At 69.2% G+C, this 25,051-nt stretch carries 19 protein-coding genes; 11 read left to right on the forward strand and 8 right to left on the reverse strand.

Annotation, left to right across the window (positions count from 1 at the left end):
- Positions 1–11: 11 nt before the first annotated feature.
- A complete protein-coding gene (locus OG878_RS36860; protein ID WP_328890793.1) occupies positions 12–842 on the reverse strand; it encodes an endonuclease I family protein in 831 nt (276 codons plus the stop codon).
- A 219-nt stretch (positions 843–1,061) separates the two neighbouring features.
- Here OG878_RS36860 and OG878_RS36865 point away from each other — a divergent pair, with 219 nt between their 5' ends.
- The 3 genes from OG878_RS36865 to OG878_RS36875 all read left to right on the forward strand — a co-directional run bounded on the left by OG878_RS36865 (position 1,062) and on the right by OG878_RS36875 (position 3,768).
- Entirely contained in the window at positions 1,062–1,268 is a 207-nt protein-coding gene (locus tag OG878_RS36865; protein WP_328890794.1) for a hypothetical protein, read from the forward strand.
- A gap of 61 nt (positions 1,269–1,329) precedes the next feature.
- On the forward strand, positions 1,330–2,487 hold the full coding sequence (locus OG878_RS36870) for a methyltransferase (RefSeq protein ID WP_328890795.1): 1,158 nt from the start codon (positions 1,330–1,332) through the stop codon (positions 2,485–2,487).
- Positions 2,488–2,589: 102 nt separating this feature from the next.
- Complete coding sequence (locus tag OG878_RS36875) at positions 2,590–3,768, forward strand: acyl-CoA dehydrogenase family protein (RefSeq protein ID WP_328890796.1); 1,179 nt, start codon at positions 2,590–2,592, stop codon at positions 3,766–3,768.
- A 247-nt stretch (positions 3,769–4,015) separates the two neighbouring features.
- Here the strand turns inward: OG878_RS36875 and OG878_RS36880 are convergent, their stop codons facing one another.
- From OG878_RS36880 to OG878_RS36895, 4 genes are all read right to left on the reverse strand, one after another.
- Positions 4,016–6,448: an ATP-binding SpoIIE family protein phosphatase gene (locus OG878_RS36880; protein WP_328890797.1), complete on the reverse strand. Its 2,433-nt coding sequence runs from the start codon at positions 6,446–6,448 to the stop codon at positions 4,016–4,018.
- An 878-nt stretch (positions 6,449–7,326) separates the two neighbouring features.
- Positions 7,327–8,511 (reverse strand): cytochrome P450, encoded by a 1,185-nt coding sequence (locus OG878_RS36885; protein WP_328890798.1) that lies wholly within the window; start codon positions 8,509–8,511, stop codon positions 7,327–7,329.
- Between the two features lie 31 nt (positions 8,512–8,542).
- Positions 8,543–9,910 carry an NAD(P)/FAD-dependent oxidoreductase gene (locus tag OG878_RS36890; RefSeq protein WP_328890799.1) on the reverse strand — a complete coding sequence of 456 codons (1,368 nt, stop codon included), beginning with the start codon at positions 9,908–9,910 and terminating at the stop codon, positions 8,543–8,545.
- Positions 9,900–10,109 (reverse strand): ferredoxin, encoded by a 210-nt coding sequence (locus tag OG878_RS36895; protein ID WP_328890800.1) that lies wholly within the window; start codon positions 10,107–10,109, stop codon positions 9,900–9,902. Before OG878_RS36895 ends, OG878_RS36890 begins: the two co-directional genes overlap by 11 nt.
- 419 nt (positions 10,110–10,528) lie before the next feature.
- On the opposite strand from OG878_RS36895, the gene OG878_RS36900 reads away from it, so the two are divergent.
- From OG878_RS36900 to OG878_RS42430, 3 genes are all read left to right on the forward strand, one after another.
- Positions 10,529–10,915 carry a hypothetical protein gene (locus OG878_RS36900; RefSeq protein ID WP_328890801.1) on the forward strand — a complete coding sequence of 129 codons (387 nt, stop codon included), beginning with the start codon at positions 10,529–10,531 and terminating at the stop codon, positions 10,913–10,915.
- 51 nt (positions 10,916–10,966) lie between these two features.
- The gene (locus tag OG878_RS36905) at positions 10,967–11,308 is read left to right on the forward strand and encodes an SsgA family sporulation/cell division regulator (RefSeq protein ID WP_328890802.1); all 342 of its coding nucleotides are present in this window, start codon (positions 10,967–10,969) and stop codon (positions 11,306–11,308) included.
- 71 nt (positions 11,309–11,379) lie between these two features.
- On the forward strand, positions 11,380–11,859 hold the full coding sequence (locus tag OG878_RS42430) for an NIPSNAP family protein (protein WP_443049213.1): 480 nt from the start codon (positions 11,380–11,382) through the stop codon (positions 11,857–11,859).
- A gap of 463 nt (positions 11,860–12,322) precedes the next feature.
- Here OG878_RS42430 and OG878_RS36910 read toward each other — a convergent pair whose 3' ends face one another.
- Complete coding sequence (locus OG878_RS36910) at positions 12,323–12,955, reverse strand: TetR/AcrR family transcriptional regulator (protein WP_328890803.1); 633 nt, start codon at positions 12,953–12,955, stop codon at positions 12,323–12,325.
- A 246-nt stretch (positions 12,956–13,201) separates the two neighbouring features.
- Here OG878_RS36910 and OG878_RS36915 point away from each other — a divergent pair, with 246 nt between their 5' ends.
- Together OG878_RS36915 and OG878_RS36920 are read left to right on the forward strand one after the other, a co-directional pair.
- Positions 13,202–16,423, forward strand: coding sequence for a bifunctional cytochrome P450/NADPH--P450 reductase (locus tag OG878_RS36915; RefSeq protein ID WP_328890804.1), 3,222 nt, complete (start codon positions 13,202–13,204; stop codon positions 16,421–16,423).
- Positions 16,424–16,555: 132 nt separating this feature from the next.
- Complete coding sequence (locus tag OG878_RS36920) at positions 16,556–17,602, forward strand: zinc-binding dehydrogenase (RefSeq protein WP_328890805.1); 1,047 nt, start codon at positions 16,556–16,558, stop codon at positions 17,600–17,602.
- Positions 17,603–18,212: 610 nt separating this feature from the next.
- Here the strand turns inward: OG878_RS36920 and OG878_RS36925 are convergent.
- Together OG878_RS36925 and OG878_RS36930 are read right to left on the reverse strand one after the other, a co-directional pair.
- Positions 18,213–20,399 carry an ATP-binding SpoIIE family protein phosphatase gene (locus tag OG878_RS36925; protein ID WP_328890806.1) on the reverse strand — a complete coding sequence of 729 codons (2,187 nt, stop codon included), beginning with the start codon at positions 20,397–20,399 and terminating at the stop codon, positions 18,213–18,215.
- A gap of 192 nt (positions 20,400–20,591) precedes the next feature.
- Positions 20,592–21,227, reverse strand: a complete 636-nt coding sequence (locus tag OG878_RS36930) for a TetR/AcrR family transcriptional regulator (protein WP_328890807.1) — start codon at positions 21,225–21,227, stop codon at positions 20,592–20,594.
- A gap of 136 nt (positions 21,228–21,363) precedes the next feature.
- Between OG878_RS36930 and OG878_RS36935 the strand changes: the two genes are divergently transcribed.
- The 3 genes from OG878_RS36935 to mhpA are packed head-to-tail and all read left to right on the forward strand — an operon-like array spanning position 21,364 to position 25,048.
- Positions 21,364–22,509, forward strand: coding sequence for a VOC family protein (locus OG878_RS36935; RefSeq protein WP_328890808.1), 1,146 nt, complete (start codon positions 21,364–21,366; stop codon positions 22,507–22,509).
- A complete protein-coding gene (locus OG878_RS36940; RefSeq protein WP_328890809.1) occupies positions 22,506–23,444 on the forward strand; it encodes a fumarylacetoacetate hydrolase family protein in 939 nt (312 codons plus the stop codon). Before OG878_RS36935 ends, OG878_RS36940 begins: the two co-directional genes overlap by 4 nt.
- A complete protein-coding gene (gene mhpA, locus OG878_RS36945; RefSeq protein WP_328890810.1) occupies positions 23,441–25,048 on the forward strand; it encodes a bifunctional 3-(3-hydroxy-phenyl)propionate/3-hydroxycinnamic acid hydroxylase MhpA in 1,608 nt (535 codons plus the stop codon). The genes OG878_RS36940 and mhpA overlap by 4 nt, the downstream gene beginning before the upstream one ends.
- The last annotated feature ends 3 nt before the right edge of the window (positions 25,049–25,051 follow it).

A 25,051-nucleotide genomic window follows, 5' to 3' on the forward strand; every position in this document is an offset into this window, starting at 1 on the left:
GGACCGCGCCGCTACCAAATGGCCTCGACCCATTCGGGGTGGTCGATGAACGGGTTCCTGTTGTGCTGGTACTGGTTGTATATGACGTCGTTGCGCCGCTTCTCGAAGGTGTCCGGCGGGTCCTCCTGGCTCCACTGCTTCAGTACCGAGAGCCTGCCGATGTGCGGCGCGGAACCGTTGTCCACCTCGTCGTTCGGTTCGAGGTCCGCGAAGGCGTCGTCGCCCTCGTACCGCACCGCCATGTAGAGGATCATGCGGGCGACGTCACCCTTCACCGCGTCGCGCGGTTCGAAGGAATCGCTGTCGGTGTAGTTGCCCGGAGCGCCGCTCACCGCGCTGCCGCCGTTGTCGAAGTCCTTGTTGTCCCGCACGGAGTTGACCGTGACGTCCTCCGGGCGCAGATGGTGGATGTCGGTGCCGGGGCCGGTGACCGTGCCGAAGTCGCCGTGGGACTTGGCCCAGACGTGTTCGCGGTTCCACTGGCCGACCGATCCGCCGTTGTCGCTCTTGGGCTCGGACCGCCCGGTGTACAGGAGGATCACGTTGGAGGAGTTGGCCGGGTCCTGGTCGGTGTCCTTGAGTGCGTTCCAGACCTGGCTGTACGAGATCTTCGTCTGCACGCTGATGATCGAGTGGAGGGTGCTCTTGAGCTGCGTTCCGGTCTTTCCGAGCGCGTTCCGGTAGTACGTGTCGTCGAGCGTGGCGAGCGGTGTCGCGGCCACCGGGGAGGTCCGGGGCGCGGCCGGCGCCGCCGGTGCGGCGGCCCCGGTACCGGCGAGCACCGCGAACGCGGCAAGGGTGGCCGGCAGGAGTCGCCGGTGGTGAAGGTGACGACGGGACATGTGGGGTGTCCTCTCCGGAAAAGCAGCCACCGCGGCGCCGTCACGGGGGTGGGAGCCGGCTCCGCGGTGTCCGTGTGGGTACGTGGTCAGCGGGAGCCTTCCACACGCACGGTGACCGAGGTGTGAACGCTGCGTACCTATCATGTGCAGGTCAAGTGGCGCCTCGGATGCGGTCCCGGAGCCACCGGGCGAGAATTGCCGCAAGGACGAGGAGGCGGCATGAGCGAAGAGCCCGAATCCGTACCCGTATCCACGGCTCGGGGCGTGACCCCGGACAGCCTGTTGCACACCGGCGGGAGCGATCATCCGTCGGCCGAAGATCTGGTGCTCGCCTCCGGGCGGGACCTGACTCCGCAGAATCTTGAGTGGGCGCAACGCCGGCTGGCACGAGAGGGCCGGGCGGCCATGGAGAAGCAGCTGCCGTAGGCGACCGGCGCGGCGGGGAGTGTGTGGGCGCCCCCCGCCGCTCGGCTAGCCTGAGTGCACAATGAACCGTTTGACGACGTCACAGGGCGGGTTCGAGCTCGCCCGCTTCCCCGAGAACCCGCGCGACGCGTTCCGCGCCTGGGACGCTGCCGACGAATATCTGCTGCGGCAGCTGGAGGGGACCGAGGAGGCCGCGCCGGTCGACCTCTCCGGCGCCGTGGTCGTGGTGGGCGACCGCTGGGGTGCGCTGAGCACCGTGCTGGCCGAACACCGCCCCGTACAGATCACCGACTCGTACCTCGCGCAGCGCGCGACCCTGGCGAACCTCGCCCGCAACGGTCGCGACGAGGATGCCGTACGTCTGCTGTCGGCCAGGGACACGCCGCCGGATCGCATCGATGTCCTGCTCGTACGCGTTCCCAAGAGCCTGGCGCTCCTGGAGGACCAGCTGCACCGGCTCGCCCCCGCCGTGCACGCCGGCACCGTCGTCATCGGCGTCGGCATGGTGAAGGAGATCCACACCTCCACCCTCAGGCTGTTCGAGCGGATCATCGGCCCGACCCGCACCTCCCTCGCGGTGAAGAAGGCCCGGCTGATCTTCTGCACCCCCGACCCGGCGCTGCCCCGCACCCCCAGCCCCTGGCCGCACCGGTACGAGCTGCCCGACGGCATCGGCGCCGTATCCGGCCGGACTGTCGTCAACCACGCCGGGATCTTCTGCGCCGAGCGGCTCGACATCGGTACCCGCTTCTTCCTGAACCATCTGCCCGAGCGCAGTGGCCAGGACCACGTCGTCGACCTGGGCTGCGGAAACGGCGTCGTCGGCACCTGCGCCGCGCTCGCCAACCCCGAGTCGACGGTCACCTTCATCGACGAGTCGTACCAGGCGGTCGCCTCCGCCGAGGCGACGTTCCGCGCCGGCCTCGGGGCGGACGCCGAGGCCCGCTTCCTGGTGGGCGACGGGATGGCGGACGTGCCCCCGGGAAGTGTCGACCTGGTACTCAACAACCCGCCGTTCCACTCGCACCAGGCGATCACCGACGCCACGTCCCGCACCATGTTCCAAGGGGCGCGCACGGCGCTTCGCCAGGGCGGCGAGCTGTGGGTCGTCGGCAACCGGCATCTCGGGTACCACACCCAGCTGCGCCGCACGTTCGGTAACTGCACCACCGTCGCCGGTGACCCCAAGTTCGTCGTGCTGCGCGCGGTCAAGCGCTGACCGACGGCCGGTGTCTCACGGCCCTTCCGGATTCTTGCAACACGTTCTACTGTGTGCGCCGCCGCACACGGGCGACGCGACCGCGAGACTCCGGGAGGGGCCGTGCACCTCGAATACACGCCTGAGCAACAGCAGTTGCGCGCCGAGCTGCGCACGTACTTCGCCGGACTCGTCCCCGACAACGCCTACGCCAGGTACGGCGACCCGGCCGCCCAGAAACGCTTCTACCGCGAGACGATCCGCCGTCTCGGCGCCGACGGTTGGCTCGGCGTCGGCTGGCCGACCCGGTACGGTGGACGGGGCCTGTCCCCGGTGGAGCAGTTCATCTTCTTCGACGAGGCCGCCCAGGCAGGCGTCCCCCTGCCACTGATGGCCCTCAACACCGTAGGCCCGACGATCATGCAGTTCGGCACCGAGGAACAGAAGGCGTACTTCCTGCCGAAGATCCTGTCCGGCGAGATCGACTTCGCGATCGGCTACAGCGAACCCGACGCGGGCACCGACCTCGCCGCGCTCAAGACCCGTGCGGTACGCGACGGCGACACCTACACCGTCAACGGGCAGAAGATCTGGACGACCAACGGGGACACCGCCGACTGGGTCTGGCTCGCCGTCCGCACCGACCCGGACGCCCCGCCCCACAAGGGCATCACCATGCTGCTCGTCCCCACGAGCGACCCCGGCTACTCCTGCACGCTGATCAACACCCTCGCGTCGCACGACACCACCGCCAGCTACTACGAGAACATCCGTGTGCCCGTCTCCCGCCGCGTGGGCGACGAGAACAAGGGATGGCGGCTCATCACCAACCAGCTCAACCACGAACGCGTCACCCTCGCCGCCCACGGCACCATGGCCATCCGCGCCCTCCACAACGTCCAGCGCTGGGCCACCGGCACCGAGCTCGCCGACGGGCGCCGGGTCATCGACCTCGGCTGGGTGCGCACGCGCCTCGCCCGCACCCACACCCGGCTCGACGCCATGAAGCTGCTCAACTGGCAGATGGTCTCCGCCGTCCAGCAGGGAACCCTCACGCCGCAGGACGCCTCCGCCGTCAAGGTCTACGGTTCGGAGGCACGCCGCGACGCCTACGCCTGGCTGATGGAGATCGTCGGTTCGGCAGGACCGCTCAAGGAGGGCTCGGCGGGCGCCGTCCTGCACGGCGAACTCGAACGCGGCTACCGGTCAGCTGTCATCTTCACCTTCGGCGGCGGCAACAACGAGATCCAGCGGGAGATCATCTCGTGGATCGGCCTCGGGATGCCGCGCGTGCGGCGCTGAGCGTCTGTGACGAGCAATTGTAGTTGGCACAAAACAGGGATACTTGGCGCCATGATCGCTGGCTGTCTCCGGCATGCCGCAAGCCGGCGTCAGGCCGCAAACAGTGAGTTTGGCGGAGTGTGACCAGGCTGGTGAGTCCCTACCTGTCGCTGCCGCGTCGCACAGCATGGGCGTCGCGTCCCGCCGGCGGCCGACGCAGCACTGTGAGCAGGGGCGCCTGCCCGGGGCCGTAACGAGCAGGCCCCGGTCAGCGGGGGCACTCGATGAGCTGCTCGGACCAGATCGTCTTGCGGTTCTGGCCATGGCGGCAGCCCCAGCGCCGGCCGAGTTGGGCGACGAGGAACAAACCGCGTCCTCCCTCGTCGGTGGTGTGGGCGCGCCGCAGGCGAGGCTGGGTGCCGCTGGAGTCGGTGACCTCGCACACCAGGACGTCGTGGCGAATCAGACGGAGGCCCATCGGCGCACGACCGTAGCGGATGGCGTTGGTGACCAGTTCGCTGACGATGAGTTCGGTGGTGAAGAGGAGGTCCTCGAGGCCCCACGCGGTGAGTTGGTGGGTTGTCCATTCTCGGGCTTTGGAGACAGCGGCAGGGTCGGCCGGGATTTCCCAGTGAGCCGTGTCCTCCGCCGGGATGGCGCGGGTACGGGCCAGGAGCAGCGTCGCGTCGTCGCGCGGCGCTTGGTCTGTCAGGTCGGCGAGGAGAGCCCGGGCGGTTTCGTCCAGAGCGCGATCCGGACGGCAGGACGCGGCGAGGGCATCCGTCAGGCGTCGCAGGCCTTGGTCGATGTCGCGGTCGCGCTGTTCGACCAGGCCGTCGGTGTAGAGGGCGAGGACACTGCCCGGCTCGAGGTCGATCACGGTGGTCTCGTACGGCATGCCGGACACGGCGAGTGGTGGCCCCGGGGAGATCGCGACGACTTCGGCGGTTCCGTCGGGCCGGACCAGGACGGGTGGCGGGTGCCCGGCACTGGCTATGGCGCATCGTTGGGTGACCGGGTCGTAGACCGCGTACAGGCATGTGCCGCCGATGATGTCGTGGTCGCCGAGTGGGGCTTCGGCCGCGAGGCGCTGGACCAGGTCCGCGATCCGGGTGAGCAGCTCGTCCGGTTCGAGTTCCAGGTCCGCGAGCGTCTGGATGGCGGCGCGCAGGCGGCCCATCGTGGCGCTTGCAGACATGCCGTGGCCGACGACGTCCCCGGCGACAAGAGCCAGCCGGAGCGAGGGAAGAGCAATGGCGTCGTACCAGTCGCCGCTGATTTCGGCTCCGCCGCCTGCGGGCAGGTAGGCGCTGGCGGTCTCGGCTGCAGGGCTGTCGGTCGTGGCCGGGGGGAGGAGGCGCTGCTGCAGCACGACGGCCGCCCTGTGCTCGCGCGTGTAACGGCGGGCATTGTCGATGGCGAGCGCACCCCGTGAGGCGATCTGTCTCATGAGATCCGCCTCGTCCTCGGTGAAGGGGTCGGATCGGTCGCATCGCCAGGCCGATATGGCGCCGAGCGTGAGCCCGCGGGCATGCAACGGCGCCACCATCACCGAATGGGCGTCCTTCGGGACGAGATACTCGACCAGCTGCGGGTCGCTGACCATGGCGATGAAGTCGTCACGGCCGAAGACGACCGTCTCGCCGTGTCGGAAGCTGCGCAGGAGGGGGTGGTCGGGAAGGGGCGGGACGGGGTCGCCGCGATTGATGCCAGCGGGCCACACTGCGGTGGCCGGCGCAAGGGCCGCGTTGTCCATGTCTCCGCCTCTCAGCTGCTTCGAGGGCTCTTCCCCGTCGAATACGGAGTGCGCAAGGTCGACTGCGGCGAGATCTCCGAACGCGGGTACGAGAACGTCTGCAAGGTCCTGCGCAGTGCGCACGACGTCCAGAGAGCCTCCCACCTGCTCGGCCACCTCGCGGGCGAGATCCAGATGACGGCGGGCACGCAGATCGTCGGCACTGTCGATGTACAGCGCTGCGACCCCCGTGGGGCGTCGTCGAGCGTCCTCCAGACGGAAGGCGGACAGAGACAGCACGTGCTGCCGCGCCGGATCGTGCCGCCAGCTCACTTGCAGGTTTCTGCGGACCGCCGGGACACCGATCTCGAGTACCTGGCGCAGTACTGCCTCGAGGTTCTCGGCGTCCTCGGCACGTAGCACGTCGCACAGCCGAGTGCCGGGTGCCACTGGACGGCCGTCGAGAGTGCCCGGCGTGGCGTTCGTTTGCACAGTGGTGAGATCCGTGTCGTGCAGAGCGATCGTGATGCGGTTCTGTGCGGACAGTGCGCGCAGGAGCGTTGCGCCCTGCTCGTGGGCGGCGACGTGGTGTGTAGGTGCGACCAGGACGAGGACCTCCGCCGAGCCCTCCACCCTTGTGGTTCGGAACGTGACATCGATGGTGTTGCCGCACTGGTGCCACAGCCGTACCCGGCCGGATTCCGGTATCTCCGTGGCGCCGCGCAGGTTCCCGGGAAGGTCGACCACCAGTTCCTGCACGGGGCGGCCGCAGACCTCCTCTGCGCGGAACCCCGTCAGGTCCTCTGCCGTCGCGGTCCACCCCACCACCGCGCCTCGATCGTCGAGCACGGCGGCTGCCAGGCCGTCAAAGGCGTATCCACTGCGGCCGGGACCGGTACCGGAGACGCTCGCCGCTCCTTGGGAAACGCCTGTCGAGTCGATGTTTTCAACATTGGCTGCATTCATTCTTCGACTTCCTTTGCGAGGGCCTGTGGTTACGAGAGATCGACATCCTGTGGCGGCCGCACCCTGGGCAGGCGGCGCGTCACACGGCTCCGGCCGTGAAGGGCAGGTCTTGCTCGGCCGGACGACCTTGCCGTCCGCCCCGAGCGGGCCCCACCTGCGCGGCAGCTGAGCGGATGACCGTCGGGGTGGCGGACGGCCACGGTGCCGGGCCAGTCACCCTGGGCACGGGCCTCCTCGCCGTACGCCGAAGCCCGCGGGGCGTCGTCGGAGGCCCGCCCCCTCGGCATCGATCATTGCTATCGCCGCGTCGGGCATCTCCCTGGGCTCACCGGCTCGGCGAGTGGCGTGTGATCGGTGTTCGTCATCCGGTTCATCCCATCGGGGTGCAGAGGGGCTGAGAGCGTCGAACCTGGCGCGGCAGGTGCACTTCCTTCATTCCTGATGAAATCATCAAATACGAGACCTTCATCGGTCAAGTGCCCTGAAGGGTGATGAAACCCTCAAATCTGAACAAATAGGACATACGTTCTTACGTCGCGCGTCGGTCAGGGCCGCGTCGAACAGGTCCGGCTTTGGACGTGGGGTGGTTGTAGAAGGAGCTGGCGGCTCAGCGCAAACGTCCACGAGTCGAACCTTGAGATGGCATCTGGGGACGCGACCGTGAGGCAAGGGACTGGCTCAGGTCCCCCTCACCGCCGACGAACTGCGCCGCCTCGTTCCTCCCGAAACACACTGGCTGGAGGACTGCTCGGAACCGGCGCCACCTCGACACTGCGGCTGGACTCGCAGGCCGAAACACGCGGGGAATGGCCGCGCTCACGCAGCACCGAGAAGGTGCCGGGATCTCCGGTGCGATCCCGACGAGCCAGGACCTCGCATCACAGCTGGACGGGCAGGTGGCGCGGCCCGCGGAGCATGGCGTTCTGCCGGTAAGGCGGCGGGTCCTGGACCGGGCGTGCCGTGCCGAGGTGGGGGAGCAGCGCGCCCAGTGCGGCCTGAGCTTCGAGGCGGGCGAGGGGTGCGCCGTAGCAGAAGTGGATGCCGCTGCCGAAGCCGAGATGCTGGTTGTCCGGGCGGGTGGGGTCGAACCGGTCGGGCTCGTGGAACCGCCTGGGATCGCGGTTGCCCGAGGCCAGCGCCAGAACGACGGGGGTACCTTGGGCGACCGTCGTGCCGGCGATGTCGATGTCGGCGAGTGGGATGCGCTCGCGCATGTGGACCGGGGGTTCGTAGCGCAGTAGTTCCTCCACCGCTTGCGGCAGCAGGTCGGGGTCGCGGCGCAGCTGGTCCAGCTGCTCGGGTTGGCGCAGCAGTGTGAGGACTCCGTTGGCGATCAGGTTGACCGTGGTCTCGTGTCCCGCGATGAGGAGCAGTACGGCCGTTTCCGCGAGTTCCTCCTGGGTGAGCCGCAGGGCCGGGTCCAGCTCGTTGACGAAGGCGGAGAGCAGGTCGTCGCTCGGCTTGCCGCGGCGCTGCTCGGCGAGGTTCACCAGGTACCCGCCCATCTCGATCCGCGCCTGGTCACCGGTTTTGTCCGTCTCGGTGGTGTCTTCTCCGGGTCTGACGTCGGCGGCTGCGACCAGAGCGTCGGACCAGGCCCGGAACAGCGGCTCGTCCTCGCGGGGTATGCCGAGCAGGCGGCAGATCACCGTGACGGGCAGCGGGTAGGCGAAATCGTCGACGACGTCGAGCTGCTGGCCCGCCTCGAAGGGCTCCATCAGTTCCTTGGTGATCTGGTCGATCTCGCCGCGCATGGCATCGACCCGGCCCGGGCTGTGCGGCGGGCCGAAGGGCCGCATGGCCAAGGTGCGCAGCCTGTGGTGCTCGGGGTCGTCGAGTCGCAGGAACGGCGGCTTGTGTGTCACCTCGCCACGGGTGCGGGGATAGACACTCATCCGCGGGTCGTGGAGCAGAGCGGCGACCTCGTGGTAGTTGCCGACCAGGTAGCTGCCGTCTGCCTGCCGCACCACGGGACCGGCCTCGCGCAGTTCCGCGTACAGCGGGTAGGGGTTGGGGCGGTTCTCGTAGTCGGTGATCCGTGCCAGCAAAGTCTCGGAGTCCATGGTGGCTCCTCGTGTTCGGGCGGGACGTGGGTCAGCCGGTGGGTTGCACCACGGTCAGTCGGCGATCGGGCAGGTAACCGGTGAGCGCCACAGTGGGGCCGTGGGACAGCCCCTTCGGATCCGGCACGTCTGAGGGAAGCGTGATGTCGGCCGCGATCGCACGGTCTGCCGAGCCGGGCGGGGGTGGGAACGGAGCGGCTGTCTCGATCAGGTGCTTGTAGTAGTCGAGCGACTTGGCCATGTCGACCGTGACCGCGGCGGTGACCCGTCCTTGGAAGCCGTAGACCATCGCCAGACGGCGCGCCTCCAGAGAGCCCTGGGCGATGACCACGTGGTCGGAATAGGTGGGTACGCCCACCGACTTGATGTTGAGCCCGAACTGGGTCGACCAGAACGACGGGACGGCCAGGTGCGGGCGCTGCAGGGGCCCCGGGTTGACCATGTTGTGTGCCGCCACCTCGGCCTGCTCGACCGCGTTTCCCCAGTGTTCCAGGGAGAGCAGCTGGTAGCCGAACAGCGGGTGGGGGAAGCGGGAGACGTCCCCGGCCACGAATATGTCGTCGGTGACGATCCCGTACATGTTGAAGGCCCGGCAGCCGGCGTCGCAGGCGATCCCGCGCGGGCCTGCCGCCAGCCCGGACTCCGCCAGCCACTCGACGTTGCGGACCGCCCCCAACGCCACGACGCACACGTCCGCGTCGACACGGCTACCGTCGGACAACTCCGCACCGGTGAAGCTACCGTTCCCGAGCAGGGCGGTGACCGTCACCCCGCAGCGCAGGTCCACGCCGTGGTTGCGTTGCATGACAGCCGCGAGCTTGGACAGGGTGCCACCGAGCGCGCCCACCAGGGGTGCGGGGCCGCGTTCGGCGACCGTGACCTCCAGTCCCCGTTCCCGGCAGGCCGAGGCGATCTCCGAGCCCGTGAAGCCGCCGCCGATCACCAGCACGCGCTCCGGCCCGGCGGCCAGCCGCTGGGCCAGCCCCCCGGCGTCCTCTCGGGTGCGCAGGGTGAACACCCCGTTCAGGGCGGCTTCCTCCGGGTTGGGCCAGGGCCGCGCGCGGGTCCCGGTGGCGATCAGTAGCCGGTCGTACGGCAGTGACTCGCCATCCTCCAGCAGCACCTGTTTCGCGAGCTGGTCCACGCCGGTGGCGCGCACGCCCAGCCGCCAGTCGGCGTTCGGGTCCTGGCGCATCGGCAGCCCGGTGGTGTCCGCCGTCGCCTGGCCGAGCAGTACCTGTTTGGACAGTGGTGGGCGGTCGTAGGGCGGGTGGGGCTCGTCCCCGACCACGGTGAGTGATCCGGTGAAGCCCTCCTCGCGCAGCGTCTCCGCGGCCCTGAGTCCGGCCAGCGACGCGCCGACGATGACGATGCGGCCGTCCTTGAGGTCACCGGGCACCGGCGCTCACCTCCTCACCGAGGAGGATCGCCTGCACCGGGCACGCCGCCGCGGCCTGGCGCACGCGCTCGACCTGGTCGTCGGGGACGGCCGTGGCGTACAGCAATCCCTCTTCACCGTGCAGCTCGAATACCTCTGGCGCGAGGAATGCGCATTGCGCATAGCCCTGGCAGCGCGTGAGGTCCACAACGGTCTGCATCCCCACCACTCCCTCCGTTGTCCCACCCCCTCGTTTCCAGCATGGGGCCGGACCCGGGCGCCCGCATGCCACCGCTCCGGAGACGGAAATCCCGGGCAGCTCGTCCCTCAGGGGCGAGGGTTCAGCCCACGACGTGGTCGAGTCCGAAGGCCGCGCCGATGCGGAGAAGACGAATGAACGCCGGGGGTGGCTGGCAAGTGGTTCGCCGGTGTGGCTGATCTCCTCGGTGCAGAGCCCGAGACAGTCGGTTCGGGTGAGCATCTTCTCGAAGGCCGGGCGGACTTCGTCCAGGCGGCAGGCGCGGTCTGGGCGAGGACGGCGACCTGTCCATGCCCCTGTCGGCCGTGCGGGCCACTTTCGCCGTCTCGACAGTTCCATACGTCGTATGGTAAACCTGGGAGGGTACTTCCGTACGTCGTATGGAAGGGATTGCTCGGATCGTGCCAGGCGCCGCACATCGCCTAGATGTAGCCGATGGCACCAATCAGGAAGGAAAGGTCATGAAAAATCTCACGAGGTGTGTTGCTGCCGTCACCGCTTCCTCCGTGGCGTTCGTGAGTGCCGCTGTTCTTGGCGCCGGGATCACCACGTCGGTCGAGACTTCTGCATCCGCGCACGTCCAGCGCCCGACCGCCGGCGTCAGCGCCGGCGACTACCGCCGAGTCGGCTACCTGCTCGAGCAGCGCTACTCCCGGGACGAGATCCGTGGCTCGCGCCACGACGGCCGGGATGAGATGAGCCGCGCAGTCGAGGTGGAGACACCTTGGAGTGAGAAGGTGATGGAGTCTTTGGAGACCGTGATATAGGCGTTGGCTGTGGAGCCTGTCATCTCGTGCACCAACTCGCTGTCCAGGTGCATGAGTCTGCGTTACGAGCCCACCGATCCCCACGTCGTCCGTGCCGTCTTTCTCACCGTCACTGAGGAGCCGGCCGATTGGGTCCTGAGGCCTGATCTTCTGGCCGATGGCCTGAGAGGTTCCGCAAGCAGTGGGGACAGCCGGATCTGGCCGGCCGTTGGTCGTGGTGGCGAAGCGATGTGCATCGCCCTCGGGTCTCCCGCGGACGCCGCCTTGCTCGAGTTTCCCGTGCGGGACATCAGGACCTTCCTGGAGCACACGGAGGCGCTGGTGCCGCGGGGTACCGAGTCCGGACACATCGACTGGAACCTCGAACTGGCGAACCCGTTCGCGAAAGGCTGAGAGAAGCTTCCCAACTGGCTTGCGGATGGGGGACTTTTTCCCGCGCCACGGAAGAGAAGGATTGAGAGTTCATGTCCCGGTACCAGCTTCGTGTCCACACACTGCGCAGCCCTGAGGCGCTCGTCGCCTACGAGACCATCTGGGCCAAACGCATTCCCGGTGTGGCCAAACACAGGGTCTCCACACACGGCGTCTGGACCGTGCCCGCGGGTTCCGAGAGTGTGACGCCCCAGCTGTACGCCCTCGTTTCCTTACCGGGACGCCGACGACGTTCTGGAGCGGCTGGGGGCGTACCTGTCCAGCCCCGAATTCCGCGCGGACATGGAGGGTTTCGATATCAGCCAGATTGTCGGCGTCGCCGAGTCCGTGCTGACGCCCACTGCCGCCTCACCCTTGCGGTGACAGGTACTGAGCCGCTCGAAGTCTGCGACGACCTTCTCGTACGTGTCAGAACGCTGCGTAACTCCGCCGAGGCGCTCGCCGGACGGCAACGGGCATGGACGAGATCGGCGAGGTCGGGGGACGGCTGCAGTTGCCGAAGACCCGGTTGAGTGCCCGTCATTACGGGTGGCCGACGCCCGGTGACATGGAGGCCCGGCCGACCCGGGGGTGAACACGTACCGGCGGCACCGTGCGCCAGGCCGCTGCCGCATCTGCAGCTCGGCCCACCCAGTCATGCGCAGGGTCGTCGTCCGCAGTGCGAGCGAGCCGCACGGCAGCGTCCAGGCCCTGGCCACTGCCGGACGCTGCGGTTCCTCGGACCGCACGAGATCAGGGACCACGCACACCATCCAGGCGCGAACCAGCAGCAAGACTGAGCGCGAGGTGGCGTGGGGCAGGGTGGGCCGTGGAGCGCGCACGCGGATCCGCCGACGGTGTAGCCATCAGGTCGCCGCCCACGGTGCGGTCTGCAGCAGCCGCGTGAAGAAGGCCATCTCGGTATCTGATGGGCGCCTCCTCATGCGCGGCAGCCTGCGGCCGCCCGACCACGGGCCGGCCCCAGGCTGCAACGCTTCAGGACTGCAAATCAATGGCCGGCGCCCCGGCGCCGTCACCAGCGGCAGCGAGTCGGCTCTCCAGACCCGTGATGATCGTGTCCAGCGCCAGGCGGAAGATGCGGTTCTCGTCATGGTCCGGGTGGGTGAGCCCGTCGTCGCCGACAATGGGGGGTTTGAGGCTCGACCACTGGTGGAGCGCGCCGTTGAGCTCGGCGGTGAGGACACCGGTGATGACGGCGCATACGAGAGCGGCGACCTGCGGGAGCTCGGAGTGCGGCACCCCAGCGGCGTCCAGGATGGCTGCGAGCGAAACCCAGAACGGGTCTTCGGGCTGGATGAAGTCCGCCTGGTGGCTGAACGAGTAGGCCATGAGCTTCGGGTGGCGGTGCGCCAGCGTCCGGAAATCCGTGGCGAGTAGGCGCATGCGCTCCTGCCAGGGAGCGTCCTCCAGTGTCACGGTGCGGAACTGGGTGCCGACCATTCTCGCCACGCCGCGCAGTACGGCGTCCTTGTTCGGCACGTGGTGGTAGAGCGACATCGGGTTCGCATCAAGCACGGTCGCGAGTTTGCGCATGGTGAGCGCATCGACCCCGTCCGCGTCGATGAGCCGCAGGGCGGCGACATAGATCCCGGCCTCGGTCAGAGGCACCTCTCTCTTCCTGGTTCCCCGCGGGGGACGCTTCGCCTTTTCCATGCGCCCTACGGTATCAGTTTCGTACAGCGTATGGAAGCGAACTCGGCCACGCGGTGGTGTGGCGGTCGCTCTCGCGGGTTGGCTGCAGTCGACGTTCCATACGTCGTATGGTACTACTTTCATACGGCGTATGTTTCGGTGATGCACCGCGGCATCGATTGGCGCCCTTGCCCATCCCCTCCCTGCCCTAAGGAGCAAGCCATGAGCACACAGTCCAAGAACGACCTGCGACCCATTCGGTCTCCGCGCGGGGTTCCCTTCCTCGGCCACACGCCGCAGATCCCGAGCACCAACCCGGTGGAGTACTTCGGCGAGCTGTCCAAGCAGTTCCCCGAGGGCCTCTACGGCATGGAGATCGCCGGCATCGAGCAGGTCTTCGTCTGGGACCCGGACCTGGTGGCCGAGGTCTGCGACGAGACGCGGTTCTACAAGCAGATCGACAAGACGCCGCTGGCCCATGTCCGGGACTACGCGGGAGCCGCCCTGTTCACGGCCCACCAGCACGAAGAGGAATGGGGCATGGCGCACCGGGTCCTCCTCCCGGCCTTCAGCCAGCGGGCGATGAAGGGCTACTACGGGCAGATGCTGGAGATCGCCCAGAATCTGGTGGGTAAGTGGGAGCGCAGGGAGGGCCAGCCAGTCAATATCACCGATGACTACACCCGGCTGACCCTGGACACCATCGCCCTGTCGGGGTTCGGTTACCGGTTCGACTCCTTCGCCAAGGAGGATCTGCACCCCTTCCTCAACGCGCTGCTGGAGGCCCTGATCGAGTCGCTGCGGCGCTCGCAGGAGCTGCCGATGATGACCAAGATGCGCAAGGCCGATGACAAGAAGTACCGCGCGAACATCCAGCTGATGCGGGACCTGGTCGAGAGTGTGATCAAGGAGCGACATGAGGGGAAGGGCACCGGTGAGGATGACCTGCTGGGTCTGATGCTGGATGCCACCGACCCGGAGACCGGCAAGGGGCTGGAGGACGACAACGTCCGTGACCAGGTGCTGACGTTTCTGATCGCCGGTCACGAGACCACCAGTGGTCTGCTGTCGTTCGCCACGTACTCGCTGATGCGTAACCCGCAGGTGCTGGCCCAGGCCTACGCCGAGGTGGACCGGCTGCTGCCGGGCGACACGGTCCCGGACTACGACACGATCATGCAGATGGACGTGATCCCGCGGATCCTGGAGGAGACCCTGCGCCTGTGGGCTCCCATCCCGATGATCGGCAAGTCGCCGATCGAGGACACCGTCATCGGCGGCTGCTACGAGCTGAAGAAGGGAGCGCGGGTCAACCTCCTCGAGGGCCCGCTGCACACCCACCCCAAGGCGTGGGACCGGCCGGAGGAGTTCGACATCGAGCGGTGGCTGCCGGAGAACCGGGTCAACCACCACCCGCACGCCTACAAGCCGTTCGGTAACGGCGTGCGTGCCTGCATCGGCCGGCAGTTCGCGCTCACCGAGGCCCGTCTGGCCCTCGCGCTGGTCCTGCAGAAGTTCAAGTTCGCCGACCCCAACGACTACAAGATGGACGTCAAGGAGGCGCTGACGCGCAAGCCCGGTGGCTTCGAGCTGAAGGTGCGGGCCCGTCGGGAGCACGAGCGGACCGTGTTCGGTGCCGTGGACCTGCAGACGGACGACACGCAGATGCAGGCCGCGGTCAGTGGTGTGGGTGTGAACCTGACCGTCGCGTACGGCTCCAGCCTGGGCTCGTGTGAGGACCTGGCGCGCACCATCGCCGACCGCAGTGAGCGCTCCGGGTTCGGCACCACCTTGGTCGGCCTGGACGAGCTGGGTGACAACCTGCCCACCGAGGGCCTGCTCGTGGTCGTGGCTTCCAGCTACAACGGCAAGGCCCCGGACAACGCGCAGCGGTTCGACGAGCTGCTCGCCGCGGGTCTGCCGGAGGGTTCGCTGTCGAACGTGCGGTTCGCGCTGCTGGGTGCCGGCAACACCCAGTGGGTGGCGACCTACCAGGGCTTCCCCAAGCGGATCGAGGCAGGCCTGCTGGCGGCCGGGGCCACCCCGGTGGTCGAGCGGGGCATCGCGGATGCGGCCGGTGACTTCGACGGCATGGCGTCTCGCTGGATGGACACCCTGTGGACCACCCTGGCCGAGGAGTACGCCGCCGACACCTCCCAGGCGAGCGGCCCGCGCTACCAGGTGCAGCTGCTGACCGAGGCAGACGTGCGCCCCGCGATCGTCTCCGAGCAGGCCTACTCGCTGACCGTCGTCGCCAACGAGGAACTCGTCAGCGACGCGACCGGGCTGTGGGACTTCAGCATCGAGCCGCCGCGCCCGGCCGCGAAGTCCATCACCATCGAGCTCCCCGACGGCGTCACCTACGACACCGGCAACCACCTGGCCGTCTTCGCCAAGAACGAACCGGCCCTGGTCAACCGCGCCCTCGCCCGCCTCGGCGTCGACCGCGACCAGGTCCTGCGCCTGGACCTGCCGGCCGGCGGCCGCACGCACCTCCCGGTGGGCACCCCCGTGACCGCAGGCCTGCTGCTCACCGAGTTCCTGGAGCTGCAGGACGTGGCTACCCGCTCCCAGATACAGACGCTGGCCGAGCACACCGAGTGCCCGTGGACCCGGCCGCAGCTGCAGGCCTACACGGCCGACACCACCGAATCCGAGGAGCGCTACCAGACTGAGATCCTGGGCAAGCGGGTCTCCGTGCTGGGCCTGCTGGAGCGCTTCCCCGCGGTCGAGCTACCGCTGGCGGTCTTCCTGGAGATGATGGGCCCGATCCGTCCCCGCTTCTACTCCATCTCCTCCGCCCCGCTGGCCAACCCGCGCCAGGTGCGGCTGACCGTCGGCCTGCTGGAAGGCCCGGCCCTGTCCGGCGACGGCCAGTACCGCGGCACCTGCTCCTCCTACATCGCAGGCCTCAAGCCCGGAGACGTCTTCTACGGCTACGTGCGCGTGCCCTCCCCGACCTTCGCCCCGCCGGCCGACCCCGCCACGCCGCTGATCCTCATCGGCCCCGGCACCGGCATCGCGCCCCTGCGCGGCTTCCTGGAGGAGCGCGCCTCGCAGCAGGGGAACGGCATCGAGGTGGGCCTGTCGCAGGTCTTCGTCGGCTGCCGTCACCCGGAGCACGACTACTTCTACCGGCAGGAGATGCAGGACTGGGAGCAGACCGGGATCGCCCAGGTCCACACCGCCTACTCCGCGGTGACCGGCCACCTGGCCCGGTTCGTCCAGAACGCCATCGCCAACGCCGCCGACACCGTGTGGCAGGCCATCCAGGACGGCGCGTACCTCTACGTCTGCGGTGACGGCCGCCGCATGGCACCCGCGGTGCGCGAGGCGCTCTCCGCGATCTACCGCGAGCGGACCGGCAGCGACGACGAGGCCGCCCAGCAGTGGCTCGCCCAGCTCGAAGCCGACGAGCGCTACCAGCAGGACGTCTTCGCCTGATCCCCCGAACTCCGGGAGGCGTGCGGCGGACCTGTTGCCCCGCGCGCCTCCCGGCCACCCCTCACCCCGAGTCACCACATGGCACCCATCGGCCCTACCTGCCGGGATGCCGCTCTCAGAAAGCAGATCCTCATGGACACCATGCTCGCCGGACGCTTCCACCTGGACAGCAAGAAGTTCGCCGTGGAGGAGGTCCCCGTCCCCGTTCCGGGCCCGGGTGAAATCCTGATCGAGGTGAAGGCCGCAGGCGTCTGCCTGTCGGACGTTCACCTGCTCGACGGCTCCCTCGTCCCGCTGTTCGCCACCTCCGACACGGTCACCGTCGGCCACGAGGTCGCCGGTGTGATCCACACCCTCGGCCCCGACCTCAAGCGCGGCCTGACCGTCGGCACCCGCGTCACCCTGGAGGCCGGCAAGACCTGCGGCCAGTGCGCCGGCTGCGTGCGCAGCCGCCCCTGCACCCAGATGCGCACCGCCGGCATCGACTACGACGGCGGCTGGGCCCAGTACACCGTCGCCCGCGAGGACACCCTCATCCCCATCCCCGACAACCTCCCCTTCGATCAGGCCGCGATCATCCCCGACGCGGTCTCCACCCCCTACGCCGCCGTTGTCACCACCGCGGGCGTACGCCCCGCCCAGTCCGTCGGCGTCTGGGGCGTGGGCGGTGTCGGCGCGCACAACGTACGCCTCGCCCGCCTGGTCGGCGCCGCGCCGATCATCGCCGTCGACCCGCTGCCCAGCGCCCGCGAACGTGCCCTGGCCTTCGGCGCGGACTTCGCCCTCGACCCGGCCGCCGACGACTTCGCCGACCAGGTCCGCGCGGCCACCGCCGGACGAGGCCTCGACTTCGCCTTCGACTGCGCCGGCGTGCCCGCCGTCCGCGAGCAGGCCGCCGCCGCACTCGGCCTGGGCGGCTCCCTCATCCTGGTCGGCATCAGCCCCAGCCCCCTCACCATCACCGAGGGCCTGACCTTCAACTACCTGGGCAAGCAGGTGCGCGGCCACTACGGCGGCAGCCCCGAGTCCGTCACCGAGCTGGTCCGGCTGGCCGGGGTCGGCCGTCTCGACCTGGCCCCCTCCATCACCGACCACATCCCGCTCGCCGAGGCCGCCGACGCGGTCAACCGGCTGGAGAACAAGATCGGCGACCCGATCCGCCTCATCCTCGTCCCCTGATAACTGAACAGAAAGTTCATCAAGATCACCTCGGGCAGGGGTGAGTGGGCGCCGGTGCCTGAGGGGGCACCGGCGCCCACGGCTTCCCGGTATCCAGGTCTGGCGCATACCGACTCCGGGGCAGGTGAAGTCGGGCAACGCGAGCCACCTCTGGGCGGGCCGCACCGATGTACGGGCCGCCGCGGGAGGAACGGAACGCGAGGTTTCCCGGTGAGCGCCACGCCGAAGTGGAGATTCAGGTGACTCCTTCCGCTGCGGACTGCGGGGCCGCTGCTGACGACCCGTACCCGGGTGTCAGAACCGGCTTCTCTGAAGCAGAACGGAGCACGTGAGCAGGACAAGGTCATGTGGAACGACCAGGCCTCCGGGATCCCGATGTGGGCGAGGATCTTCCCTCCCCCGGTCGACCGGGGCCTGTGCCCCGGGGACGACTCGAGCCTGCGGTGAGGCCGGCCACCGGGACTGATGCCCAGCTTCTCAGCGATGCGGGGCCGGGCCTCGTGCGATCAGCGGCGCGACCTCATTCACCATCGGCCGAGGGCCAGGTCCGCACGGCCCGGGCGGGGCAAAAAACCTCGCGATCGTCTCGGCGGGCCGGGGGAGTTGATGCTCATACGACCTGAGGAAGACCCTCCACGTCCAGTGCTGCCGCGTTCGAGAAGAGCTCCGGCGTGCCCGGGGCGCACTCCGCCCAGACCGTCTTGCCACGGCGGGCATGGCGCGTTCCCCAGTGCTCGGCGAGTTGGGCGACGAGGAACAGACCTCGCCCGCCCTCGTCGAAAACACGGGCCCGGCGCAGGTGCGGCGTCGTGCTGCCGGCATCCGCGACCTCGCACATGAGGGTGCGATCGTGGATGAGACGCAGCTGGATGGGAGGCCGGCCGTAACGGATGGCGTTGGTGACCAGTTCACTGACGACCAGTTCGGTGGTGAAGTCGAGTTCCTCCAGTCCCCAGGTGGTCAGCTGTTCGGAGACGCTCGCTCTGACCCGGGCGACCTCGGCCGGGTCGGCATCCACGTCCCAGGTGGCGACCTGGCTGTCCCCGAGGGTGTGGGTGCGGGCCAGGAGGAGTGCCACGTCGTCGTGCGGTCGGTCTGCGGGCAGCAGCGTTTCGAGGACGGTGTCGCAGGTCGCTTCCAGGGAGGTGGAGGACTGCGCGAGGGCGTGGCGCAGTCGGGTGAGGCCCGCCTCGATGTCGTGGTCGAGGGCCTCGATCAGGCCATCGGTGTAGAGGGCGATGAGGCTGCCCTCGGGCAGGTCGATCTCCGCCGACTCGAACGGCAGGCCGCCCAGGCCGAGTGGCGGGCCGGCGGGCAGCTCGAGGATGTCGGCGGTGCCGTCCCGGGTCATCACGGTGGGCAGCACGTGGCCCGCGCGGGCGAGGGTGCAGCAGCCGGCGACGGGATCGTATATGGCATACAGGCAGGTGGCCCCGATGTCACCCGCGGATTCGGTGTCCGTCTGGTCAGAGACTTCGGAAGAGACTTCGGCGGACAGGCGGATGACGACGTCGTCCAGGTGGGTGAGGAGTTCGTCGGGCGGCAGGTCGATGTCGGCGAGGGTGCGCACGGCGGTCCGCAGCCGGCCCATGGTGGCGGAGGCGTGGATGCCGTGGCCGACCACGTCGCCCACCACGAGTGCGACCCGGGCACCGGACAGCTGGATGACGTCGTACCAGTCGCCGCCCACGCCGAGCTCGGCGGCGGCAGGCAGGTAGCGGCAGGCGACCTCCACCGCGGACTGCACAGGTGTACTACGCGGGAGCAGACTGCACTGGAGGGCGAGGGCGGTGGCGCGCGCGTGCGTGTATCGGCGGGCGTTGTCGATGGCCACCGCTGCCCTGGCTGCGATCTCCTGGGCGAGGAGCAGGTCCTCGTCCCCGTACGCGTCGGGCTTGTGGTGACGGAAGAACTGAGCGACACCCAGCGTGGCGCCACGGGCGCACAGCGGTACCAGCAGCATTGATGCGGACGGGCCGAGGTGGTGCCGTGAGGGCCGGCCGGTGACCAGGGCGCGAGCCGTTGGGGATCCGTCCGGATACCTGTGGAGCTGCTGCGGCGGAACTGACGATTCCCCGTAGATCGCTTCCGGGTAGGCCGTCTCCGGGAAACCGACCATCACCGACCGCTGGGCGACCCGGTGGACCACGAGTGCGCCCTTCGCAGGAGGCTCCTCACCGGAAGACGTGTCGAGGAGGTCGACCGTGACGGCGTCGGCGAGGTGCTCGGTGGCCAGGTCCGCCAACTCCTGGGCGGTGCGGGCGATGTCCAGGGTCGTTCCGACGCGTACGCTCGCCTCGTTCACCACCGACAGCCGCCACTGCACCTGGCGATCCCGCTGCTCCTGGAAAGCCAGGACGCCCGTCTCCGATGTGTGGTCCGTGTACTCGGTCGACAGTGCGATCAGCTTGCGTGTCGCCGCGGTGATCGGCTCTGCATCGCTGGTGAGCCGGGGCAGCTCTTCGAGTAGCCGATCGAGGATATGGCCCTGCGCGAGCCGGAAGGCGCGCAGCATCGCTGTGACCGGCTTCCCGCGCTGAGCCAGCCGACGCACGCGCTCTGCGTCGCCGGCCGGCGGATCGATCCGCCTTGGCTCGATGTCGTGCTCGATACCGAAAAGCATGGTGATGACGTGCTCGGCGACGTTCTCACGCGTCATCCGTGCGATGTCCGGTTCGTCCCACAGCTCGGGGACCTCGCGCCGCAGGCATTGCTCTACGTCGTGGATCACCTCGTCCGCTCGCGGGCTGAGTTCATGCGCAGCGCGGGACAGGAGACTGTCCGCGGTGAAGTCCACAGTGACGACGTTACGCCGTCCTGGTGGACCGCGAAGCCTCAGCCGGCCGCATCTGGCCGCGCGGTGTCCGGGAGGAGCCCGGCCTCACGGGCTGGTCGAGGTCGAGGACGACGGTCCGCGCGGCCACCGGCGGACGGGGTGGCGCCCGGCGCTTTCCGGTGTCCACGGTCCTGGCGCAGCCGGTGCTCCGGGTCAACTGAGGTCGGGCAGCGGCCGCCGGGTCACCTGGTGGGCGTCGTCCGGCGGGACGCCGAGCATGCGCAGGACCATCTCGGCCAGGTCCGAGGCGGCCTCGTCGCCATCGACGTCGGGGCGGGCCAGCCGCAGCGCCACGAGGGACAGCAGGGTCCCGCCGAGGGCGGACAGGGCGGTGGTCGGGTTGGTGCAGGTGAAGCGGCCCGAGGCGATGCCGGTCTCCAGGTCGCGCAGGGCTCGAGGGGCGAGGCCGCGGTCGGTGTGGATCTGGGCCAGACCGCGGTCACGCAGGATCCGCATGAGCTCAGGGTGGGAGTCGGCCATCTGGGCGGTGAGCCGGAAGCCCGCCGCGACGAGCTCGGCCGGGTCGTCGATTCCTTGTACGCGCTCGTCGATGACCTGCCCGAACTCGTCCAGGGCGTCTGTCACCGCGGCGTCGAACAGCTCCGTCTTGGACTCGAAGTGGTTGTAGAAGGAGCCGAAACCGACGTCCGCGCGCTCGGCGATGGCTTGGATGCTGGCGCTGGTGTCCCCGGTCTCCGCGAGGATCTGCCGGGCCGCACGGACGAGCGCCTGACGGGTCTCGGCACGGCGCCGCTCGAAGCGGTTCTTTGACGGGGCTGACGTCGGCATACGGCGAGTGTAACAACCGCCGCGATGAGTCTGCCATTACTGATGAGATCATCAATTATTTGACTCCACTCTATTGACGATGGTTCCGGCAAAGTTGATGATTTCCTCATTACAGCAATGTTGCTTGGAGGACACCATGTCCCACACCCCCGTTAACAGGGCCGCCCCCCAGACGCCCCACCAAGACCTCCACAGTGAGCTGGGCGCCCTGCGCGGAGAGCGCCCCGGACGTTCTCGGAATCCCGTGATCAAGGTGGCGGATCTGGCGTGGCTGGAGTTCGAGAAGCCCGCCCTGGACCGGGCCGAGGTCTTCGCCCGTGACTTCGGCTTCGCGATCGCCGCCCGCACCGAGCACGAGCTGTGGTTGCGGGGCACGTTCGCCGGCTCACCGTGCATGGTGATCCGCAAGGGGTCCACGTCCCGCTTCATCGGACCGGCGTTCCGCGCGACCGAGCGGGCCGACCTCGACCGGCTGGCCCGCGCTACCGGCAGTACCGTCCGGGACATCGAAGTACCGGGCGGTGGGCAGTCGGTCGCTCTGCTTGATCCCTCGGGTCTGCCGGTCCGGGTCGTGCACTGCACCGAGCAGCTGCCCGCGCTGCCCGAGCAGGAGCCGCTGATCCTCAACTTCGGTACCGATCACCGCCGTACGAACGCCACCCAGCGTCCGCCCCGTGAGCCGTCCCGTATCCAGCGGCTGGGCCATGTGGTGCTGGAGACAAGCCTTTTCGCCCGCACCCTGGACTGGTACCTGGACACCCTCGGGATGATCGTGTCCGACTTCCTGTTCCTGGACGGGCAGCGCGGGCGCGGGCCGACGATGGCGTTCATCCGGTGCGACCAGGGGAGCGTGGCCGTGGATCACCACACGCTGGCCCTGCACCTGGGGCCCGGAGCCGGCTACGTCCACTCCGCCTACCAGGTCACCGACCTGGACGCGATCGGCGCCGGCGGAGAGTACTTGGCCGAGCGCGGCTACAAGCGCAGCTGGGGCATCGGCCGGCACATCCAGGGCAGCCAGCTGTTCGACTACTGGCGCGACCCCGACCACTTCATGCTGGAGCACTTCGCCGACGGCGACCTGTTCTCATGCGACCTGGAGCCCGGCTGGGCCCCGATGTCGGCGAGCGGCCTGGCCCAGTGGGGCCCGCCGGTCACCCGCGACTTCCTGGGCGCCACCCCGTCCCCCGCCAAGCTGCGCGAGGTCATGACGGCCCTGCGTGGCGACAACGAACTCGATCCCGCACGCCTGCTGGGCCTGATGAAAGCGATGAGCTCATGAGCACCAATGTTCTGCGCACCACCGACGGCTGGTGGGTCGTCCGGGACGAACGCGCCGTCCGCGTCGAGACCAAGGCGGCCACCACCGCCGAGCTGCTCGCCGACCGGGACGCGGTCCGCGAGGCCGCCGCCTCCGCCGAGAGCGGCACGCCCGTCGCCGACCTGGTGGCGCTGCCTCCGGTAACCACCCCCTGCCGGGTGGTCGCCCAGATGGTCAACTACCGCAGCCACGCCAAGGATTCGGGCTTCACCGGCGACATCCCGCCCACCTTCTTCCGCAAGGCGTCCGGCTCGGTCAACGGCCCCCATGACGCGATCATCCGTCCCGTGCACGTGAAGTTCCTCGACTACGAGGTGGAACTCGGCCTCGTCATGGGCGCCACCCTGCCCGTGGGCACCGTCGTCGACGAGCAGGACCTGCCGCGCTACGTCGCCGGCCTTGTCCTGACCAACGACGTCAGCGCCCGCGACGTCCAGCTGACCAAGACCCAGTTCTACGAGAGCAAGTCCTATCCGACCTTCACGCCGACGGGGCCGTACCTGGCCCTGCTGGAGCCCGAGGACTTCGCCCATCTGCTGAACCTGCGGCTGCGGCTGTCGGTCAACGGCGTGTCGCGCCAGGACCGCACGCTGGCCGACATGATCGTACGGCCCGCAGAGGCGCTCACCCTGCTCGCCCGCTTCCAGACCCTCGACCCGGGCGACCTGCTGCTGACCGGCACTCCCGGCGGCACGGCCCTGAAGGCCCCGCCCAAGGCGGCCGAGAAGATCGCTGCGCTGCTGCCGCCCGCACTGAAGTGGAAGGCGTTCTTCAAGGGCCAGGCCAAGAACCCCCGTTACCTGCGCAACGGTGACCTCATCACCGCCACGATCGCCGCCCCGGACGGGCGGATCGACCTCGGCGAGCAGCGGACCCCCGTTACGGACGCATCATGAAGGCCGCATCCCGGCGACCGGTGGTGATCATCGGTGCGGGACCCGTGGGGGTCATGGCCGGCCTGCTGCTCGCCCAGCACGGAGTGCGCAGCTTGATCCTCGAACGCCACCGGGACATCTACCCCCTGCCGCGCGCCGTCGTCGTGGACGACGAGATCCGCCGGATCCTGCAGAGCGTCGGTGTCCACGAGGAATTCGCCGCCCTCGCCCGCCCGGCGCCCGGGCTGCGGCTGCTGGACGCCCAGCGCCGCGTGATCACCGAATTCCCGCGGTCCATGCACGGACTCCACGGCTTCCCACAGCTGAGCATGTTCAACCAGCCCGAGCTGGAACGCCTGCTGCGTGACGCCTTGGCGCGTCGCCCGGAGTGCGAGCTGTGGAGCGGGGTGGAGGCCGTGTCCGTCACCCAGGACGCGGACGGAGCGAACGATCCGCCGGGTCCGGTCCGGGTCACCTTCCGTCGCGACGGCAGCGACGAGGAGGAACACCTGTGGGCCGATGCCGTCCTCGGCTGCGACGGTGCGGGCAGTCTCACCCGTGACGCCATCGGCACCGACTGGGAGGACCTGCACTTCGAGGAGAGCTGGCGGGTCATCGACGTGCGCACCAGCCTCCCGGTGCGCACCTGGGAAGGCGCCGAGCAGATCTGCTCCCCTACCCGGCCGGCCACCTTCATGCGCGTCGGCGAGGACCGCTACCGCTGGGAGTTCCGGCTGGCCGACGACCAGAACCTGGACGGCCCGGACGGATGGGAGCGCCTGCGCGAGCTGGTCGCCCCCTGGGTGGACCTGCCGGCCTCGCAGGGCGACGACTTCGAGGTGGTACGGCAGGCGCAGTACACCTTCCGGGCCCGTCTCGCCGACCGGTGGCGCAGGGGGCGTGTCTTCCTGCTGGGCGACGCCGCCCACCTCACCCCGCCCTTCGTCGGGCAGGGGCTGTGCGCGGGCCTGCGCGATGCCTACAACCTCACCTGGAAGCTCGCCGGCGTTCTCCAACAGGGCGCACCCGAGGGGCTGCTGGACACCTATGAACGCGAGCGCAAGCCGCACGCGCGCCATGTGATCCGCGTGGCGGTCGCCGTTGGCTGGGCCATGACCGGCGGGCAGGACCGCGCTGCGGCGTTCCGCCGGGCCGTGGTGGGCGCGGTCTGTCGCATCCCTGGCGTGACCGAGGCGGTGAGCCGTGACCTCAGCCCCGCCCTGACCGCCGGTCCACTCGTACGGCGCCGCCCCAGGCTGACCGGCCGCGTGCTGGCCGGCACCTTCTGCCCGCAGCCCTGGGTACGGCACGACGGCAGGCGAGTGCGCCTCGATGACGTCCTCGGGGGCTCCTTCGCCGTCCTGACCGCTGTGCCGCCCACGGCGCAGATGACTGCCGTGGCCACGGCACTGGGTGCCCAGACGATCCACGTCGACGACCTGGGCGACGACGGCACCGTGGCCGGCTGGCTGGCACGCGGCCGTGCCGGCGCCGTCCTGCTGCGCCCCGACCGCGTCGTGATGGACACCGTCCCGGCCGGCACCGGCGACTTCACGGACACCGTCGCCTGGGCCCCCCTGCTGCACACGGCCCGCCGCAGCGCCGACGTCCCGCCCGTCCCCTGACGA

It is taken from the genome of Streptomyces sp. NBC_00316 (genome assembly GCF_036158715.1).
Classification (GTDB): Bacteria; Actinomycetota; Actinomycetes; order Streptomycetales; family Streptomycetaceae; genus Streptomyces.

Bases quoted from the DNA above. Each gene is read 5' to 3' on its own strand.
- OG878_RS36860 (WP_328890793.1), bottom strand. From the start codon at position 842: ATGTCCCGTCGTCACCTTCACCACCGGCGACTCCTGCCGGCCACCCTT.
- OG878_RS36865 (WP_328890794.1), top strand. From the start codon at position 1,062: ATGAGCGAAGAGCCCGAATCCGTACCCGTATCCACGGCTCGGGGCGTG.
- OG878_RS36870 (WP_328890795.1), top strand. From the start codon at position 1,330: ATGAACCGTTTGACGACGTCACAGGGCGGGTTCGAGCTCGCCCGCTTC.
- OG878_RS36880 (WP_328890797.1), bottom strand. From the start codon at position 6,448: ATGAATGCAGCCAATGTTGAAAACATCGACTCGACAGGCGTTTCCCAA.
- OG878_RS36885 (WP_328890798.1), bottom strand. From the start codon at position 8,511: ATGGACTCCGAGACTTTGCTGGCACGGATCACCGACTACGAGAACCGC.
- OG878_RS36895 (WP_328890800.1), bottom strand. From the start codon at position 10,109: ATGCAGACCGTTGTGGACCTCACGCGCTGCCAGGGCTATGCGCAATGC.
- OG878_RS36900 (WP_328890801.1), top strand. From the start codon at position 10,529: ATGGAAGGGATTGCTCGGATCGTGCCAGGCGCCGCACATCGCCTAGAT.
- OG878_RS36905 (WP_328890802.1), top strand. From the start codon at position 10,967: ATGAGTCTGCGTTACGAGCCCACCGATCCCCACGTCGTCCGTGCCGTC.
- OG878_RS42430 (WP_443049213.1), top strand. From the start codon at position 11,380: ATGTCCCGGTACCAGCTTCGTGTCCACACACTGCGCAGCCCTGAGGCG.
- OG878_RS36915 (WP_328890804.1), top strand. From the start codon at position 13,202: ATGAGCACACAGTCCAAGAACGACCTGCGACCCATTCGGTCTCCGCGC.
- OG878_RS36920 (WP_328890805.1), top strand. From the start codon at position 16,556: ATGGACACCATGCTCGCCGGACGCTTCCACCTGGACAGCAAGAAGTTC.
- OG878_RS36930 (WP_328890807.1), bottom strand. From the start codon at position 21,227: ATGCCGACGTCAGCCCCGTCAAAGAACCGCTTCGAGCGGCGCCGTGCC.
- OG878_RS36935 (WP_328890808.1), top strand. From the start codon at position 21,364: ATGTCCCACACCCCCGTTAACAGGGCCGCCCCCCAGACGCCCCACCAA.
- OG878_RS36940 (WP_328890809.1), top strand. From the start codon at position 22,506: ATGAGCACCAATGTTCTGCGCACCACCGACGGCTGGTGGGTCGTCCGG.
- mhpA (WP_328890810.1), top strand. From the start codon at position 23,441: ATGAAGGCCGCATCCCGGCGACCGGTGGTGATCATCGGTGCGGGACCC.